The organism is Paraburkholderia sp. DD10 (genome assembly GCF_049177125.1).
GTDB classification, from domain to species: Bacteria; Pseudomonadota; Gammaproteobacteria; order Burkholderiales; family Burkholderiaceae; genus Paraburkholderia; species Paraburkholderia terricola.
Genome location: NZ_CP185393.1, coordinates 1,712,582 through 1,729,962, shown reverse-complemented (window position 1 = coordinate 1,729,962; position 17,381 = coordinate 1,712,582). Strand labels below are relative to the sequence as shown.

15 protein-coding genes are annotated in these 17,381 nt (G+C 66.0%); 8 read left to right on the top strand and 7 right to left on the bottom strand.

Annotated elements, in window-relative coordinates:
• Window positions 1-161 precede the first annotated feature (161 nt).
• Window positions 162-596 carry a universal stress protein gene (locus ACOCG7_RS23135; RefSeq protein ID WP_073428103.1) on the top strand — a complete coding sequence of 145 codons (435 nt, stop codon included), beginning with the start codon at window positions 162-164 and terminating at the stop codon, window positions 594-596.
• A gap of 248 nt (window positions 597-844) precedes the next feature.
• Here the strand turns inward: ACOCG7_RS23135 and aceA are convergent, their stop codons facing one another.
• From aceA to ACOCG7_RS23120, 3 genes are all read right to left on the bottom strand, one after another.
• Window positions 845-2,149 (bottom strand): isocitrate lyase, encoded by a 1,305-nt coding sequence (gene aceA / locus ACOCG7_RS23130; protein WP_083083867.1) that lies wholly within the window; start codon window positions 2,147-2,149, stop codon window positions 845-847.
• Between the two features lie 455 nt (window positions 2,150-2,604).
• Entirely contained in the window at window positions 2,605-4,215 is a 1,611-nt protein-coding gene (locus ACOCG7_RS23125; protein WP_073427955.1) for a DEAD/DEAH box helicase, read from the bottom strand.
• A 477-nt stretch (window positions 4,216-4,692) separates the two neighbouring features.
• Window positions 4,693-4,962, bottom strand: a complete 270-nt coding sequence (locus tag ACOCG7_RS23120; RefSeq protein ID WP_083083866.1) for an acyl-CoA-binding protein — start codon at window positions 4,960-4,962, stop codon at window positions 4,693-4,695.
• Between the two features lie 167 nt (window positions 4,963-5,129).
• On the opposite strand from ACOCG7_RS23120, the gene tsaB reads away from it, so the two are divergent.
• Genes tsaB through ACOCG7_RS23100 form a run of 4 tightly spaced genes read left to right on the top strand, consistent with a single transcriptional unit; the run spans window position 5,130 to window position 8,581 of the window.
• The gene (gene tsaB / locus ACOCG7_RS23115; RefSeq protein WP_083083865.1) at window positions 5,130-5,930 is read left to right on the top strand and encodes a tRNA (adenosine(37)-N6)-threonylcarbamoyltransferase complex dimerization subunit type 1 TsaB; all 801 of its coding nucleotides are present in this window, start codon (window positions 5,130-5,132) and stop codon (window positions 5,928-5,930) included.
• Window positions 5,927-6,421, top strand: coding sequence for a ribosomal protein S18-alanine N-acetyltransferase (gene rimI, locus ACOCG7_RS23110; RefSeq protein ID WP_073427958.1), 495 nt, complete (start codon window positions 5,927-5,929; stop codon window positions 6,419-6,421). The genes tsaB and rimI overlap by 4 nt, the downstream gene beginning before the upstream one ends.
• The gene (locus ACOCG7_RS23105) at window positions 6,408-7,583 is read left to right on the top strand and encodes a uracil-DNA glycosylase (protein WP_143326614.1); all 1,176 of its coding nucleotides are present in this window, start codon (window positions 6,408-6,410) and stop codon (window positions 7,581-7,583) included. The genes rimI and ACOCG7_RS23105 overlap by 14 nt, the downstream gene beginning before the upstream one ends.
• Window positions 7,583-8,581 carry a DUF1853 family protein gene (locus ACOCG7_RS23100; RefSeq protein ID WP_083084322.1) on the top strand — a complete coding sequence of 333 codons (999 nt, stop codon included), beginning with the start codon at window positions 7,583-7,585 and terminating at the stop codon, window positions 8,579-8,581. The genes ACOCG7_RS23105 and ACOCG7_RS23100 overlap by 1 nt, the downstream gene beginning before the upstream one ends.
• Before the next feature lie 63 nt (window positions 8,582-8,644).
• On the opposite strand, the gene thiD is transcribed toward ACOCG7_RS23100, so the two are convergent.
• The gene (gene thiD / locus ACOCG7_RS23095; RefSeq protein WP_083083864.1) at window positions 8,645-9,451 is read right to left on the bottom strand and encodes a bifunctional hydroxymethylpyrimidine kinase/phosphomethylpyrimidine kinase; all 807 of its coding nucleotides are present in this window, start codon (window positions 9,449-9,451) and stop codon (window positions 8,645-8,647) included.
• A gap of 58 nt (window positions 9,452-9,509) precedes the next feature.
• The gene (gene lplT / locus ACOCG7_RS23090; protein WP_083083863.1) at window positions 9,510-10,817 is read right to left on the bottom strand and encodes a lysophospholipid transporter LplT; all 1,308 of its coding nucleotides are present in this window, start codon (window positions 10,815-10,817) and stop codon (window positions 9,510-9,512) included.
• Between the two features lie 217 nt (window positions 10,818-11,034).
• Here lplT and alr point away from each other — a divergent pair, with 217 nt between their 5' ends.
• The 3 genes from alr (at window position 11,035) to ACOCG7_RS23075 (ending at window position 14,072) form a co-directional block, all read left to right on the top strand.
• Window positions 11,035-12,105, top strand: a complete 1,071-nt coding sequence (gene alr / locus ACOCG7_RS23085) for an alanine racemase (protein ID WP_073427962.1) — start codon at window positions 11,035-11,037, stop codon at window positions 12,103-12,105.
• 166 nt (window positions 12,106-12,271) lie between these two features.
• Complete coding sequence (gene radA, locus ACOCG7_RS23080) at window positions 12,272-13,648, top strand: DNA repair protein RadA (RefSeq protein WP_083083862.1); 1,377 nt, start codon at window positions 12,272-12,274, stop codon at window positions 13,646-13,648.
• Between the two features lie 145 nt (window positions 13,649-13,793).
• Window positions 13,794-14,072: a DUF2866 domain-containing protein gene (locus ACOCG7_RS23075; RefSeq protein WP_073427964.1), complete on the top strand. Its 279-nt coding sequence runs from the start codon at window positions 13,794-13,796 to the stop codon at window positions 14,070-14,072.
• Between the two features lie 104 nt (window positions 14,073-14,176).
• On the opposite strand, the gene ACOCG7_RS23070 is transcribed toward ACOCG7_RS23075, so the two are convergent.
• On the bottom strand, window positions 14,177-15,241 hold the full coding sequence (locus ACOCG7_RS23070; RefSeq protein WP_083084319.1) for a CaiB/BaiF CoA transferase family protein: 1,065 nt from the start codon (window positions 15,239-15,241) through the stop codon (window positions 14,177-14,179).
• A 103-nt stretch (window positions 15,242-15,344) separates the two neighbouring features.
• Window positions 15,345-17,291, bottom strand: coding sequence for an ATP-binding cassette domain-containing protein (locus ACOCG7_RS23065; protein ID WP_083083861.1), 1,947 nt, complete (start codon window positions 17,289-17,291; stop codon window positions 15,345-15,347).
• Window positions 17,292-17,381 lie beyond the last annotated feature (90 nt).

Here is a 17,381-nt window from a genome sequence, read left to right as displayed (position 1 = left end):
CGCACCTGGCATACCCGCGCAGGGGTTTCCGATATGCGAACAGACCCTGAACCCAACGCGTGTGCGCGTTTCCGCGCACTACAATCGATTGAAGCGGTTCGTCTGCCGCGCTTCGTTTGGCGCTGACGCCGCGCTGCGCGCAGCCGGCGACGGAGGGCATCATGTTCAGGCACATCCTGGTTCCGACCGATGGTTCCGATCTGTCACGCAAGGCGATCGACGGCGCGATCGATCTCGCGCAGGCGGTCGGCGCGCGCATCACGGCCTACGCGTGTCTGCCGCAATATCCGTACTCGCCTTTCGCCGATGTGGTGGTCGAGCCGCCGTCCGAGTTCCTGCAGCGCAGCGAGCGCGAAGCGCAGGCGCATTTGCGCGAGGTGGAACTGGCGGCGCGGCGGGTCGGCGTCGCATTCGACAGCCGCACCAGCGTGCACCCGGCGCCGTATCTCGGCATCATCGAGGCGGCCGAGCAGGGCCGCTGCGACGTGATTTTCATGGCGTCGCACGGGCGTCGCGGTCTCGGCAGTCTGCTGATTGGCAGCGAAACACAGCGGGTGCTCACGCATACCAAGATTCCGGTGATCGTGTATCGCTGAATGGCTTGGGCGAGGTCCGCTTTCCGCGGCCTGAAGGAAACGCGCCGGCCGTCCAGGCCGGCGCGCCCCTGGTCGCCGCACGATGCGCCGTGCCGGCTTGGTCTCCGCTCTTCCCAACGTTCCCAGATTTCAGTCACAAGGCGCGATCCGTTCACGCCTCGTGGCTTTTCCTCCCTGACGGCGGCCCTCTGACGGGGCCGCTTTTTCGTCTTTGCCTTGCCGTTGCCGCGATCAGACGCGGTGTCCGATCACGCGACTTTCTTGTCGAAGAACTGCTCGTCTTCGGTCGAGCCGTGCAGCGCGGTGGTCGAGGCATCGCGTTCGACCGTTTGCGTGACGGCGTCGAAGTAGCCGGTGCCGACTTCGCGCTGATGCTTGACCGCGGTGAAGCCCTTTTCGGCCGCGGCGAATTCGGCCTGCTGCATTTCGACGAACGCGGTCATCTGGTTGCGGGCATAGCCGTGCGCGAGGTTGAACATCGAGTAATTCAGCGCGTGGAAGCCGGCCAGCGTGATGAACTGGAACTTGTAGCCCATCGCGCCGAGCTCGCGCTGGAATTTGGCGATGGTGGCGTCGTCGAGATTCTTCTTCCAGTTGAACGACGGCGAGCAGTTGTACGACAGGAGCTGGTCCGGAAACTCCTTGTGGATCGCGTCGGCGAATTTCTTCGCGAATTCGAGGTCGGGCTTGCCGGTTTCGCACCAGATCATGTCGGCAAACGGCGCGTAGGCGAGGCCACGCGAAATCGCCTGCTCGAGACCCGGCTTGGTGCGATAGAAACCTTCGACCGTGCGCTCGCCAGTCAGGAACGGCTTGTCGTTTTCATCGACGTCCGAGGTGATCAGATCGGCGGCTTCCGCGTCGGTGCGCGCGAGCAGCACGGTCGGCACGCCGGAGACGTCGGCGGCGAGCCGCGCGGCGGTCAGCTTGGCGATGTTCTCGCGGGTCGGCACGAGCACCTTGCCGCCCATGTGGCCGCACTTCTTGACCGACGCAAGCTGGTCCTCGAAGTGCACGCCCGCGGCGCCTGCTTCGATCATCGCCTTCATCAGTTCGAAGGCGTTGAGCACGCCGCCGAAACCGGCTTCAGCGTCGGCCACGATCGGCGCGAAGTAGTCGATGTAGCCTTCGTCGCCCGGATTCTTGCCTTCCGACCACTGGATCTGGTCGGCGCGCGTCAAGGTATTGTTGATGCGCTTCACGACGAGCGGCACCGAGTTCGCCGGATACAGCGACTGGTCCGGGTACATTTCGCCGGCGACGTTCGCGTCGCCCGCCACTTGCCAGCCCGACAGATAAATTGCCTTCAGGCCCGCCTTGACCTGCTGCATCGCCTGGTTGCCGGTCAGCGCGCCGAGCGAGTTCACGAACGGCTCGTTATTGACGCTTTCCCACAGCTTTTCCGCGCCGCGCTTGGCAAGCGTGTGCTCCACTTGAACCGAACCGCGCAGGCGGACCACGTCTTCAGCGGTGTAGGTGCGCTTGACGCCCTTCCAGCGCGGATCGGTGGCCCATTGCTGTTGAAGTTGCCTGGCTTGTTCTTCACGGGACATGGTGTGCTCCTTGGTTGCCTGTAATGGATGGGTGACTCTGTCTTCTCGAAGCGGCTGGCCGGAGGCGGGGACGTTCCGCCATTCCGTTTCGTGAAGTCTTATATAAGAGTCTAGGCAAACCGCTGGTCGCGCGACAGTCGCGGTGAAGTGTTTTTGGAATATTTGTTTATGATTAAAATCAACGGCTTGCACGAATCGTTCCGCATTAAGAAACGTCTTTTTCCATCTTGCAATAGCCTGTCTTGTGCTTTGCAGCACGATTTTTTACGACGCAAAAAAATTTTCCACATCGTGAAATTCGGGCGCCCACCCAAACGCGGACGAAAAAAAACCGGCGCCTGAGCACCGGTTTCTTTTGACTCCTCGGAAGGCGCGGGGCCGTCCGGGTTTTCTCATGCTGCTTTCCGCAGGGCCATGCAATGGCCGGTTGCCCGAAGGCGCCCGGCCTCATGCCATTAGCTGCCGCGACGCGCCGTGCGCGGGCCGTCGCTGCGGCGTGCGCCGAAGCCGCCGTCGCGCGAACCGCCGTAGCCTTCACGCGAACCGCCGCCAGCCGACTTGCCGGCCCAGCCGCCGCCGTTGCCGCTACCGCTGCGTGCACCGCCGCCGTTGCCGGCCGGCTTGCCCGCGCCGCTGCCGCTACCGAAGCGACGGCCGCCGCCGTTGCCGCCGCCCGGACGGCCGCGGCCGCCAAAGCCCGGACGACCCGTGCCCGACGGAGCCGACTTGCGCGGCTCGAAACCCTCGACGACGTTGACCGCCAGCGGGGTGCGCACGAAGCGCTCGATGCGCTTCAACGCGCCCTGTTCCGCGTGATGCACGAGGCTCACCGCGATACCCGAGCGGCCCGCACGGCCGGTACGGCCGATACGGTGCACGTAGTCTTCAGCGAACTTCGGCAGATCGTAGTTGAACACGTGCGTGATGCCCGGAATGTCGATGCCGCGAGCGGCGACGTCCGTTGCCACCAGCACGCGCACCCGGCGCTCGCGCAGCGCGCGGATCGTGCGGTTGCGTGCGCCTTGCGGCAGGTCGCCGTGCAGCGCGGCCGATTCGAAACCGGCGTCGGCCAGACGGCCGGCCAACTGGTCGGCGTCCATCTTGGTTGCCGTGAAGACGATAGCCTGATCGAGGCCGGCGTCGCGCAGCAGATGGTCCAGCAGGCGATCCTTGTGATCGCGGTCATCCACGTAGTGGACGGTTTGCGCGATGTTGGTGCGCTGTTCGAGGCGCTGAACGATCTCGATACGCTCCGGATCTTTCAGCAGGCGGCCGGTCAGCGAGCCGATCTTGCCGTCGAGCGTGGCCGAGAACAACATGGTTTGACGCGTGGCCGGCGTGGCCGCGACGATCGTTTCGATGTCTTCGATGAAGCCCATGTCGAGCATGCGGTCGGCTTCGTCGAGCACGAGGATCTGCAGTTGCGACAGATCGATGCGGCCGCGCTCCAGGTGGTCGATCAGACGGCCCGGCGTGGCGACCAGGATTTCCGGGTTCTTCGCCAGCAGCATCAACTGTTGGCCGTAAGCGACGCCGCCCAGAATGCTGACGGTGCGCAGACGCTTGAGGTGCTTGCCGTACGTGGCGGCGGCGGTCGTGACCTGCATCGCCAGTTCGCGAGTCGGCGTCAGCACCAGCATGGTCGGACGGGCAACCGGTTGCGGACGGCGCGTGCGGGCGCCGTCAGCCGGACGCGGTTCGCGCGGCTGGCTGGCTTGCGCCTTTTGCAGTTGCGAGAAACGCTCGATGGCGGGCAGCATGAACGCGGCGGTCTTGCCCGAACCGGTCGGGCTCGAAACCATCAGGTCGCGGCCGGCGATAGCGGCCGGGATGGCGCGTTGCTGAACCGGCGTCGGGTTCTGATAGCCAGCGGCGGTCAGCGCGGAGACGACGTCCGCGGACAGACCGAGCGACGCGAACGTCGGGCCGGTGGGCTCAGCCGCGACAGCCGCGACGGCTTCCGGAGCGGCAGCAGCGGCTGCGGCTTGCACGGGTGCGTCGGCGAGACCGAGGGCTTGATCGGCGATGGCGTTCAACGGGCTGCTGGAGGTATTGCTCGAAGTCATGTGAATCCTTAAAACACAGGGAATTAAAACGTCGGCGCCAATCGGCATACCCAAGTCGTCGGATTCAGCGAGCAAAGAAGCAGCGAGCAAATCGAAAAACGGGGGCAGCTCGCAGCAATGAAGGCGAGCTTTTCGTTAGAAGCTGTATCGGATGCGACATGCCAACACGGCGTGCCGCCAGCCTGGGACATGATCGCCCGTAGGGGGCTAGGCAGGAGGGGACAGGTTCTAAACTGGATTGGAGCTAAACGCTACGAGGCGCTGCGCCGCAAGGGCCGCTAGGAGAAAGCCGGGCAAAGCAGTGAAGCGCAGGCGGCATTGTATCGACTTTTGTTGCACCGCGCCACTGTTAGGACGTTTCTTACTGAAAAAGTTTGCTCGGGCTGCTAGCGGGTTGTCGCCTGACGCCGATTGGCTGGCGAATCGGCCCGTCAGAGCGGGCTGATCACACGACGCCGTTCTGTCGATGCGGCCGGCTTACGCCGATGCGCCGTTTTTGAGCGATTCGACGAGTTCGACGTATTGCTGCTTCGCGGCGTCCTGATCGGTGCCCTTGAGCGCCGCCCAGGCTTCGTACTTGTATTTGCCGACGATATCGGTAAAGCCCGGTTTGTCGCCGTGCACGTCGCCTTCGGTGGCCTGCTTGAAGAGTGCATAGAGACGCAGCAGCGTGAGATTGCCAGGACGCTCGGGCAGTTGCTTGACGTCTTCCTGGGCTTGAGTGAATTGCGCGTTGATGTCGGCCATTGTTGTTTTGCCTCCGGGGCGGGTTGGGGGGTAGGTTGGGCTGACGATCATAACAACTGGATACCGCCGCGTGCCCGAGGGCGCACTCCAAACACCGGCCGATGCCAGGCGCGCGTGGGCGTCCCAAAACCGCATCCGCGTGCGCGGTGCCGATTACAATACCGTCCATGACTCAAACTGTGCTCCTCGCCCTCGATACCTCGACCGAATTCTGCTCGGTGGCGCTGTTATCGGCCGCCGCCGGCGCGCCGGGCCACTCGTCCGCGCAGCCTCACATCTGGTTGCGCCATGAGCAGACCGGCGCGGTCTCGAGCACGCGTCTGCTGCCCGCCATCCGCGAACTGTTCGACGAAGCGGGCCTTAAGCTGGCCGATTGCCACGCCATTGCGTTCGGCTCCGGTCCCGGCTCGTTCACGGGTTTGCGCACGGCGACCGGCGTCGCTCAAGGTCTCGCATTCGGCCTGAACCTGCCGGTGGTGCCGATCGGCACGCTGCTGGCCTGCGCGGAGAGCGCAAGGCTGCGCGACCCGTCGGCCACGCGCGTGCTGGCCGCGCTCGACGCCCGCATGGACGAAATCTATTGGGCCGACTACGCGTGGGACGACGCGCAAGGCGAATGGCGCACGCTTCAGGCGGCTTCGCTGGATACGCCGGACCGGCTGGTCTTGCCCGACGTCCCCTTCACACTCGCGGGCAATGCCGCGGCGGCCTTCGGCGCGCGGCTACCCGCCGTTGCCGCCGCGCGAACCGTCGACGGCGAAGCACTGCCGCACGCCGTGCCTCTGGCGCACGCGGCGCTGCGCGCGTTGCGCGCCGGTCGCACGGTGCCCGCGGATCAGGCCGCGCCGGAATACGTGCGCGACAAGGTCGCGCAAACCACGGCGGAGCGCGTCGCCGATAAAGCGGCCAAAGCCGGGCAAGCCGCGAGGCTCGCGCACGAAGCGCGGCAGGGCGAGGCCGGGCAATGAGCGGCGTGTTGCTGGCGGACCGCTATATGTCGCCGATGACCGAGGGCGATCTCGACGAGGTCGCGGCCATCGAAAAGCTTGCTTATGAATTCCCCTGGAGCCGCGGCAATTTCGGCGATTCGCTGCGCAACGGCTATTTCGGCGTCTGTCTGCGGCACGTCACGGGTACGCTGATCGGCTATTGCGTATTGATGCCGGTGGTCGACGAAATGCATCTGCTCAACTTATGTGTGACGCCCGCCGCGCAGGGCGCCGGCGCCGGGCTCGCGCTGCTGCGCGAGGCGGTGCGCATCACGCGCGCCGAGAAACTCGAAGGCCTGCTGCTCGAAGTGCGGCCGTCGAATCATCGGGCGATCCGGCTTTACGAACGTTTTGGCTTTGCGTCGATCGGCCGGCGCAAGAATTATTATCCGGCGCGGCATCGCAGCCGGGAGGACGCCATCGTGATGCGTTACTCGTTTGCCACGGAGGGCGCAGATGGCGCTGCATGAATCGGTATTGGAAGAGTGTGGGCTGACGCCGCTGTGGGTGCGGCGCGGAATGGCGGCGGCGCGGGAAGCGGTCGCCGAGGCCGGCGTCGAGCCGGATGCCGCGGCGTTAGCGGAGCACGGCGCGCGCGGTGACGATGAACGCTTCGCGGCGCGCGAGCCGGCTTCGGTTGGGCGCGAGCAGGGCGGCAGCCAGTCCGCTCGCACGGAGAACGCCGAGCGTCCCGTGATGCGCGCGGGCGAAACTCGGCCCGTCGGCTCCGCGCAAGCGGAGGTCGAGCGGCGCGGGGCGAATCGTGCGGAGCCGTCGTCGCAGTCGGGCGAACCGCGCGGTCGGTTGGACCGCGAGGCTCCGGCACGCACAAGCGAGTCGGCGCCGCCGACGCAGGCTGGCGGGCAGGCCGAGCGTCGCGCGCCGTTGGCGGAACCGCGTCAGCCGCAATCACCGCGGTCCGGCGCTGCCGAGCGGGCGCAATTCGACGCGCCGCCCGACGACGATTTCGCGTGGTTCGACGATCTGCCCACCGACGCGCACGTCGCCGCCGAAGCCCGCCATGAAACCCCCGAACCGCCCGCGATCCACACGCTCGACTGGGACGCGTTGAGCGAGCGCGTCGCCGGCTGTCAACGCTGCCGGCTGTGCGAGAAGCGCACGAACACGGTGTTCGGTGTCGGCGATCGCAACGCCGACTGGATGCTGATCGGCGAAGCGCCCGGTGAAAACGAAGACCGCCTCGGTGAGCCGTTCGTCGGCCAGGCCGGCAAGCTGCTCGACAACATGCTGCGATCGCTCACGCTCGCGCGCGACGCCAACGTCTATATCGCGAACGTGATCAAGTGCCGCCCGCCCGGCAACCGCAATCCCGAGCCGGACGAGGTCGCGCGTTGCGAGCCGTATCTGCAACGCCAGGTGGCGCTGGTCAAGCCGAAGCTGATCGTCGCGCTGGGCCGCTTTGCCGCGCAAAGTCTGCTGAAAACCGACGCGAGCATTTCGTCGCTGCGCGGCCGCGTGCACGAATACGAGGGCGTGCCGGTCATCGTCACCTATCACCCGGCGTATCTGCTGCGCAGCCTGCCCGACAAGGCGAAGGCGTGGGCCGACCTGTGCCTCGCGCGCGATACGTGGCGCGCGGCCGGCGGCGCGTCGTCGAACGTGGCGCAGTGATGGCCTCGGACGGGCCGACGGCGGCCCCCGCCGCCGCGCCCGGCGCTTATGCCGCGCTGCTCGATCCGTTGCTCGCTTCGTTGCGTGATGCGGCGGTGCGCGATCTCGCGTGGCTGCTGCTGAGCGCCGATCTGTTGCGCGCACAGCCGCCAGTGGGCGTGCTCGCGAATCCTTTCGAAACGCCGCTCGAAGCCGCTGCCACCGTCGACTGGCTGCGCGCGCTCGACGTCGCGCCAGAACCCTTGCATCGCGACCTCGCGGCGACGCGCGTCACGCGTCTGGGCCGCTACGCCGAACGCCTGCTCGCCTGGTTTTTGCAGCATGGACCGGCGGCGCGGCTGGTCGCGGCGAGTGTGCCGCTGCGGCGCGCGGGCGTCACGCTCGGCGAATGCGATTTCCTCGTGCAGACGCAACAGGGCGCGCGGCAGCATTGGGAACTGGCCGTGAAGTGCTATCTGCACGCCGGCGAAGGGCGCGCGCGCCTCGCGGATTACGTCGGCCCGAATCTGAAAGACCGCTTCGATCTGAAGCTGGCGCATGTGCTCAATCATCAGTTGCCGCTGAGCGCGCGCGAAGAGTTCGCGTCGGTCGGCCACGAAGGGCCGTGGGCGCCGCGCATGTTCATCAAAGGCTGGCTGTTTTACCGGCATGGCGAGACGCCATCCGATCCCGTGGAGCTCGATCCGGCGCATGGACGCGGCTGGTGGGTGACGCGTAGCAATTGGCCGGCTTTCGCGGCCGCGCATGGACAAAGCTGGCGTGTGTTGTCGCGGCTCGAATGGCTCGCGCCGCGGCATCACGAACGAGATGAGGCGCGGTCCGCGGGTGCTGCTTTCGTCGACGCCGAATCACTCGCGGCGCAAATCTCGCATCAGCCTGGACCGACGATGGTCGCCGCGTTTGTCTCCGACGGCACGGGCGCGTCGATCGAGCGCTCGCGTGGATTCATCGTGCCGGACGAGTGGCCGGAGCAGGCGCGGAACTACGCGCGGCAATAGCGATAGCGACAGCACCCGCGCAAGGCGCGCTCGGCGCCGACGCGCGCCATGTCGCCAGTCGCCTTACCACCACCGATAAAAATGATGCACCGGCCCGACGCCGCTGCCGACGTCGAGCTGATCGCTCGCCTGCAACGCGCCTGTCAGATACTGCTTGGCGTCGGCCACGGCGCTCGCCAGGTCGCCGCGTTGCGGAATCAGCGCCGCGATCGCCGACGACAGCGTGCAGCCCGTGCCGTGCGTGTTCTTCACCGGCACGCGTGGGCCGCCAAGACGCAGCGAGCCGTGCTCCTCGATGAGCCAGTCGGGACTATCCGCCGCGTTCAAATGACCGCCCTTCATCAGCACCGCGCGCGCCCCGAGCGCGCGCAGCGCTTCGCCTTGCGCGACCATGCCGGCTTCGTCGGCCGCGGGCTGCACGCCGAGCAAGGCGGCGGCTTCCGGCAGATTGGGCGTGAGCAGGTCGGCGAGCGGCAGCAGTTCGTCGCGCACCACCGCGACCGCATCGGGCAGCAGCAGCGCGTGATTGCTCTTCGAGATCATCACCGTGTCCAGCACGATGTGCTTCGGCTTGTGCCGGCGCAGCGCATCGGCGACCACGCGCGCGATCGGCGCATTCGCGAGCATGCCGATCTTCACGGCGTCGATACGGATATCGTCGAACACCGCGTCGAGTTGCGCGGTAACGAACGCGGAGTCCGGCGCGTGAATCGCCGTGACGCCACGCGTGTTCTGCGCGGTGAGCGCGGTGATCACGCTCGCGCCGTAGGCGCCGAGCGCCGAGAAGGTCTTCAGATCGGCCTGAATGCCGGCGCCGCCGCCGGAATCGGAACCGGCGATCGTCAGCACATTCGGAATCGGTTGAGTCATGGCAAGGCGGGGAAGGTGGAGGGCGCGGACATGACGGGAGCGGGGCCCCCGCCGCGGGTCAATGCTTGACTTCGCCGATCAGCGCGACGGAGTCGAACGCGCGCTGATTCGCCTGGTGACGGCGCATCACGACCCACATCATCAGGCAGACGAAGGTGCCGAACAGCACGATCACCGCCGCGACCGGCACGTCGAGCCACACCAGCACCGCGTACAGGCACAGCATGACGAGCACCGAGAGATTTTCGTTGAAGTTCTGCACGGCGATGGAGTGACCCGCCGACAACAGCACATGGCCGCGATGCTGCAGCAGCGCATTCATCGGCACGACAAAAAAGCCCGAGAGGCCGCCGACGATCATCAGGAAGATGTACGCGACGATCAGGTAGCCCGGCACGTGCATGCGGCCAAAATACAGCCCCCAATGCGCGGGGAACAGATCGCGCGTATAGAACGCCATCAGCATCACGGCGGCGCCCATGATGATCCCGACCGGCAGCACCGAGAGCGACTTCTTCAACGGCACGCGCGAGGCCGCGAAGATTGCGCCCGCCGCCACGCCGACGGCGACCACCGCCTGCAGGACCGCCGCTTCCGAGAGCGACATGTTGAGCGACACTTCGGCCCACTTCAGCACGATGAATTGCAGCGTTGCGCCCGCGCCCCAGAACAGCGTCGTCACGGCGAGCGAAATCTGGCCGAGCTTGTCACGCCACAGCACGACGAAACAGTCGGCGAAATCGGTGACCAGTTTGATCGGGCCGCGTTCCTGTTTCGGATAGCGCGCGCCGGTGTCGGGAATGCGCAGATTGAACAGCGCGGCGATCACGTAGATTCCCATGATGATCAGCATGGCCGCTTCGGCTGGCGTGTTGACGGTGGGAATGTGGTGCCTGAGGATCGGTGCTGCAATGTGCGGGCTGATCAGCGCGCCGCCGAGCACGGTGCCGAGAATGATCGAGCCGACCGTGGTGCCTTCGATCCAGCCGTTCGCGGCGACCAGCCGGTCAGGCGGCAGCAGTTCGGTGAGAATGCCGTATTTGGCCGGCGAATAGGCCGCCGCGCCAAAGCCGACGATGCCATAGGCGAGCAGCGGATGCGCGCCCGCCAGCATCGTGAGACAGCCGACCACCTTGATGGTGTTGGTGATGAACATCACGTGCCCTTTGGGACGCGAGTCGGCGAAGGCGCCCACGAAAGCGGCAAGAACGACGTACGACAGCACGAAGAACAGCTTGAGCAGCGGCGTCATCCAGTTCGGAGCGTGGAGATCTTTCAGCAGTGCGATAGCGGCGATCAGAAGCGCATTGTCGGCCAGCGACGAGAAAAACTGCGCGGCCATGATGGTGTAAAAACCTTTTTTCATCTGATGCGATGCTGTCCTCGCTGCGGCCCGTCCGCCCCGGCCGCGTGCAAGGCGTCCGGGCTTATGCCGTTCGAAATGGGTTGTGCGCACGGCTTTATATCATGAAAATAGATGGATTCGGACTAGCAGAATCCTTGATCGCACCGCCCAGCGGCGGACTGGCATTGAAAACGCCCTGTAAGCCGCTGATTCGCAAGCGTCTTTACGAAAATATCCCATGCCGCGCCCCCTCTCAGCCACGATTCATACCTCCGCACTCGCCAATAACCTCGCCGTCGCCCGGCGCTACGCGCCAAAGTCGAAGATCTGGGCCGTCGTGAAGGCGAACGCTTACGGGCACGGCCTCGCGCGCGCTTTTCCGGGCCTGCGCGCAACCGACGGCTTCGGGTTGCTGGACCTCGAAGAAGCCGTGAAGTTGCGTGAATTAGGGTGGGCCGGCCCAATTTTATTGCTCGAAGGCTTTTTTCGTCCGACCGATATCGACGTGATCGACCGCTACAGCCTGACCACGGCGCTGCACTCGGACGAACAGTTGCGCATGCTTGAAATGGCGCGCCTCTCCAAGCCCGTCAACATCCAGTTGAAGATGAACAGCGGCATGAACCGCCTCGGCTACACGCCGGAAAAATTCCGCGCCGCATGGGAGCGCGCGCGCGCCTGCCAGGGCGTCGGCCAGATCACGTTGATGACCCACTTCGCGGACGCCGACGGCGAACGCGGCGTCGCGCATCAGATGGACGCCTTCGAGCGCGGCGCGCAAGGCATCGCCGGCGCACGCAGCCTCGCCAATTCGGCGGCCACGCTGTGGCATCCCGAGACGCACTTCGACTGGGTGCGTCCGGGCATCATCCTGTACGGCGCGTCGCCCTCGGGCGTGACGGCCGCGATCGCGGGCACCGGGCTGCAGCCGGCCATGACGCTCAGTTCGGAATTGATCGCCGTGCAAACCATCGGCGAAGGCCAGACGGTCGGCTACGGCTCCTTGTTCAAGGCACGCGCGCCGATGCGCATCGGCGTGGTGGCCTGCGGCTACGCGGACGGCTATCCGCGCATCGCGCCGGAAGGCACGCCGGTGATCGTCGACGGGGTGCGCACGCGGGTCGTCGGGCGCGTCTCGATGGACATGCTCACGGTCGACCTGACGCCGATCCCGACCGCCAACGTCGGCTCGCGCGTCGAGTTGTGGGGCGCCTCGCTGCCGATCGACGACGTCGCGCAGGCATGCGGCACGATCGGCTACGAGCTGATGTGCGCGGTGGCGCCGCGCGTGCAGGTGCGCGCCGAGTAGGCGGTTTCTTCCGGTAGCGCGTGCGGCGTTTGCACACCGACGGGCGAGCCGCCAATGGCGGTCCGCGTATATCGGCTCGGTGGCCGCATGGGTTGCCGACCAATCGCTCGCCGAACTCTCCTCACCGAGCCCACCCTCCCAAGAACAGCAATACAGGCAATCGCGCGTGGCTAAACCGAAGACGTTGTACATCTGCAGTGAATGCGGCGGGCAATCGCCGAAATGGGCCGGTCAGTGCCCGTCATGCAATGCATGGAACACGCTGGTGGAATCGGTCGCGGAAACGCCGTCCACCCACCGCTTCCAGTCGCTCGCGAAGAGCGCGCCCGTGCGGCGTCTCGCCGACATCGAGGCGTCCGACGTGCCGCGCTTTTCCACTGGCGTGAGCGAATTCGACCGCGTGCTGGGCGGCGGCCTGGTGCCGGGCGGCGTGGTGTTGATCGGCGGCGATCCGGGCATCGGCAAATCGACGCTGCTGCTCCAATCGCTCGCGGAAATCGCTGCGCACAAACGCGCGCTCTATATCAGCGGCGAGGAATCGGCCGCGCAGATCGCGTTGCGCGCGCAGCGGCTTTCGTTGCTGGAGCCCGGCTCGAAGGCGAGCGAGCTGCAACTGCTCGCGGAAATCCAGCTCGAAAAAATCCAGGCGACGATCGCCGAGCAACGGCCCGAGGTCGCCGTGATCGATTCGATTCAGACCGTTTATTCCGACGCGCTGACTTCCGCGCCCGGCTCGGTCGCGCAGGTTCGCGAATGCGCGGCGCAATTGACGCGGATCGCCAAGCAAACGGGCACCACGATCATCATGGTCGGCCACGTGACCAAGGAAGGCGCGCTCGCGGGGCCGCGCGTGCTCGAGCATATCGTCGACACGGTGCTGTACTTCGAGGGCGATACGCATTCGTCGTACCGGCTGGTGCGCGCGATCAAGAACCGCTTCGGCGCGGTCAACGAACTAGGCGTGTTCGCGATGACCGAGCGCGGCCTGCGCGGCGTCGCCAATCCGTCGGCGCTGTTTCTGTCGCAGCATGAGCAGTCGGTGCCGGGTTCGTGCGTGCTGGTCACGCAGGAGGGCACGCGGCCGTTGCTGGTCGAGGTGCAGGCGCTGGTGGATTCGGCCAACGCGCCGAACCCGCGGCGGCTCGCGGTGGGCCTCGAGCAGAACCGGCTCGCGATGCTGCTGGCCGTGCTGCATCGGCACGCCGGCATTGCCTGTTTCGATCAGGATGTGTTCCTCAACGCGGTGGGCGGCGTGAAGATCAGCGAGCCCGCCGCGGACCTTGCCGTGCTGTTCTCGATTCATTCGTCGATGCGCAACAAACCGCTGCCCAAGGGACTGGTCGTATTCGGGGAAGTGGGGCTGGCCGGCGAGATCCGGCCGTCGCCGCGCGGTCAGGAGCGGCTGAAGGAAGCCGCCAAACTGGGCTTCTCCGTCGCGGTCATTCCGAAGGCCAATGCGCCGAAGCAGCCGATCGAAGGCTTACAGGTCGTTGCGGTCGAGCGCATCGAACAGGCTATCGACCGGGTTCGCACGCTCGACTAGACGGGGCTTGCGCGCCCGTGCGCGCTGGCGCGACCCGTAATGCGCGGTAAATATCTCCATATTGGTTGTAACCCATCGGACATTCCTTTTTCCTAAGCTGCGGGGGATATTGCATCCCTTCTGATGCCCGAAAAAGGATCGCGCCTTGAAACAGTCATATGAAACCGTGGCCGAGCGGCCGATGCAGGTGCGCGGCTGCCGCGTCTCCGAGCCTATTCGCCAGCCTTGGGGCGGTGCTTGCCGGATCGTCGAATGGATCGATACGGCGGGGCAGATTTCGCGGGGCGTGGTCGCCGAGCACGCCACGGCCGCCGAGGTGCGCGCCACGATCAATCGTCATGTGGAAGGCCGCAAGCATCTGCTGTACGACGATGAAAAGACACCGCGTCAGACCTTGCCGCGGCAGACGCCGGCACGGCGCTGATGGTTCGGGGCAGCGGCGTTTGCCTGAACTGCGCGGTGGTAAGCGCTGCATGACTGCCGAGCCGGTCGACCTGGCTTTTGCCTCACGCCGGTCGAACGCTCCGTTCAACCGATAAACCGGTCGTCGCCTTCCGCTTCGTTTTCGCCGCCGCTCGCCGCCGCGAGAGCTTGCGGATCGAACAGCGGGTGCCGCGCGGCTTCGGCCGGCGTCAGCACCGGCGACACGCAGCAGCCGAGCGGCTCCAGCAACCGCACCCATTCCTCCAGCGCACGCTTGCCGATCATGTCGGCGAGTTCCTGTGTTAGCGCGGCGGCGTCCGGGCCGCCGATCGCCTGGCCGAGACTCCAGTGGCGCGTCGCCCATTCGGGCCGGTCGAGCGCCATGCACAGCGTTTCCCAGAACTTCAGTTCGAGCGCGCCGACCGCGAGCCAGCGGTTATCGAGCGTGCGGTACAGGTTGTAGCAGGGCACCCCGCCATTCAGCAGACCGCCGCCGGCTGCCGGCGCGGCGCCGTCATTGACGAGCCCGACTTGCGCGACGATGTTATGCGCATGCGTGACGTGCGCCATCGATACGTCGATGAAGCGGCCCGCGCCGCCGCGCGACACGTGCCATAACGCGGCGAGAATCTGCGTGACCGCGCTCAGCGCGCCGCCGAGCAGATCCGCGATCTGGAAATTCGGCAGGATCGGCGTGCCGTCGCGGCTCGCCAGTTGATCGAGCACGCCCGCATAGCCGATGTAGTTCAGGTCGTGGCCGGGATGGTCGACGAATGGACCGCTCGTGCCATACCCGCTGATCGCGCAGTAGACGAGCCGGGGATTGGCCGCGCGCAGCGTTTCATAGCCGACGCCGAGGCGCTCCGTCACGCCTGGCCGAAAACTCTCGATCAGCACGTCGGCTTCGGCGGCGAGGGCGCGCAACACGTTGCGTCCCGCTTCTGATTTGAGGTCGAGGCGCGTTTCGCGCTTGCCGCGATTCACCAGCCGGTAAAACGCGCCGGGCCGTCCGGCCACGCGGTCGCTCGACGACTGCATCATCGCGCGGGTGGGGTCGCCGGCGCCGGGCGCCTCGATCTTCAGCACGTCCGCGCCGAGTTCGGCAAGCCGCAACGCGGCGACCGGACCGGGCAGCAGGCGCGTCAGGTCGAGCACGCGCAAGCCTTGCAGCGCGGGCGGCACCGGTGACGGACTGGACGACGCCCCGGATGATGTCGCAGATGACAAAGCCAACCTCCCGTCGATGCCGTTGCGGACCGCAAGCGGCGTGCCGCTAGCCGATCTGTTCGAGTTCCTCGTGAATCTCGAGCCATTCGGCTTCGAGCGTTTCGAGGCGTGCGTTCACGTCTGCCTGACGGCGGATTGCCTCCGTCAGCCTGCTTTTCTGCTCGGGCTCATAACTCGCCGGATCGACGACGAACACATCGAGCGCCGCCTTCTCCGCGTTGAGCGCGTCCATTTCCTTTTCGATCTTCGTGACACGGCTTTGCAGCGGCTTTTTCAGGTGCGCGAGTTTTTGGCGCGTCTCCGCTTCGAGGCGCCGCTGTTCCTTGCGGTTCACGCCGCCGTCGGCGGCGCTGTCCGCACCGTTCGCGCCGCTGGATGCGTTGCCCGCCTTGAGCGCCGCGCGCTGTTCGGCGGCATGTTGCAGCAGCCAGTCGCGGTAGTCGTCCAGATCGCCGTCGAATTCCTGCAGGCGGTGTTTCGCGACCAGCATGAACTGATCGGTGGTGGCGCGCAGCAAATGCCGGTCGTGCGACACGAGAATCAGCGTGCCTTCGAACTGCGCGAGCGCCATGGTGAGCGCGTGGCGCGTTTCGAGGTCGAGGTGATTGGTCGGCTCGTCGAGCAGCAGCAGGTTCGGCTTTTGCCAGATGATCAGCGCCAGCGCGAGGCGCGCTTTTTCGCCGCCGGAGAATGGCGCGATCTTCGAGGTCGCCATTTCGCCGGAAAAATTGAAACTTCCGAGGAAGTCGCGCAATTCCTGTTCGCGCATATCGGGCGCGAGGCGCGCGAGGTGCTGCAACGGCGTGTCGTCCGGGCGCAGCGTTTCGAGCTGATGCTGCGCGAAGTAGCCGATGCGCAGCCCCTTGCCTTCGCGCACCTGGCCGCCGAGCGCTTCGAGCGTGCCGGCGAGCGTCTTGATCAGCGTCGACTTGCCCTGGCCGTTCGCGCCGAGCAGGCCGATGCGCTGGCCGTTCTGGATCGACAGCATCACATGATCGACGATCGGAATCTCAATGCCGTCGCTACGATAGCCGCAGCGCACGTCTTCCATCACCATCATCGGATTGGGCGCCGAATCGGGCGTGCGGAATTCGAACGTGAACGGCGAGGACGCGTGCGCGGGCGCGATCAGCTCCATCTTTTCCAGCGCCTTCACGCGGCTTTGCGCCTGGCGCGCCTTGGTGGCCTGCGCCTTGAAGCGGTTGATGTAGCTCTGCAGATGCTCGACCGTGCGCTGCTGCTTTTCATACGCGCTCTGCTGCAAAGCGATCTGCTGCGCGCGCAGCACTTCGAATTGCGAGTAGTTGCCGCCATAGCGCCTGATCTGCTGTTTTTCCAGATGCAGCGTAACGTTGCAGACCGAATCGAGAAACTCGCGGTCGTGCGAGATCACGATCAGCGTGCCGGGATAGCGATGCAGCCAGTCTTCGAGCCAGATGATCGCGTCGAGATCCAGGTGATTGGTGGGTTCGTCGAGCAGCAGCAGGTCGGAACGGCACATCAGCGCCTGCGCCAGGTTCAGCCGCATGCGCCAGCCGCCCGAGAAGCTGCTGACCGGCTCGCGGGTCTGTTCGAGCGTGAAGCCGAGGCCGAGCAGCAAGGCTTCGGCGCGCGCGGGCGCGGTGTAGCCGTCGGCGTCCGCAAACGCGGCGTGCGCTTCGCCTTCGGCCGCGCCGTCGTGCGCGGCGGAGGCCTCGGCAATGCACGCTTCGATCGCGCGCAAGGCGGCGTCGCCGTCGAGCGTGTAGTCGAGCGCGGTTTTGTCCGCGGCGGGGGTTTCCTGCGCGACGTGCGCGATCTGCCAGGTGGGCGGGATCGAAAAATCGCCGCCGTCCGCATGCAGTTCGCCGAGCAGCACGGCAAACAGCGTCGACTTGCCCGCGCCGTTCGCTCCCACCAGGCCGGCTTTTTCGCCGGGGTTGAGCGTGAACGTGGTGTTGTCGAAGAGCGGCTTGGTGCCGCGCGCGAGGCTGAACTGGTTAAAGCGGATCACGAAGAGGCCGGCTGAAGAAAACCGCTATTTTAGACCGCCGGGGCCGGCACCGGGCGCTCAAGCGGCATCGGCCATTCGGCCGACTGTATC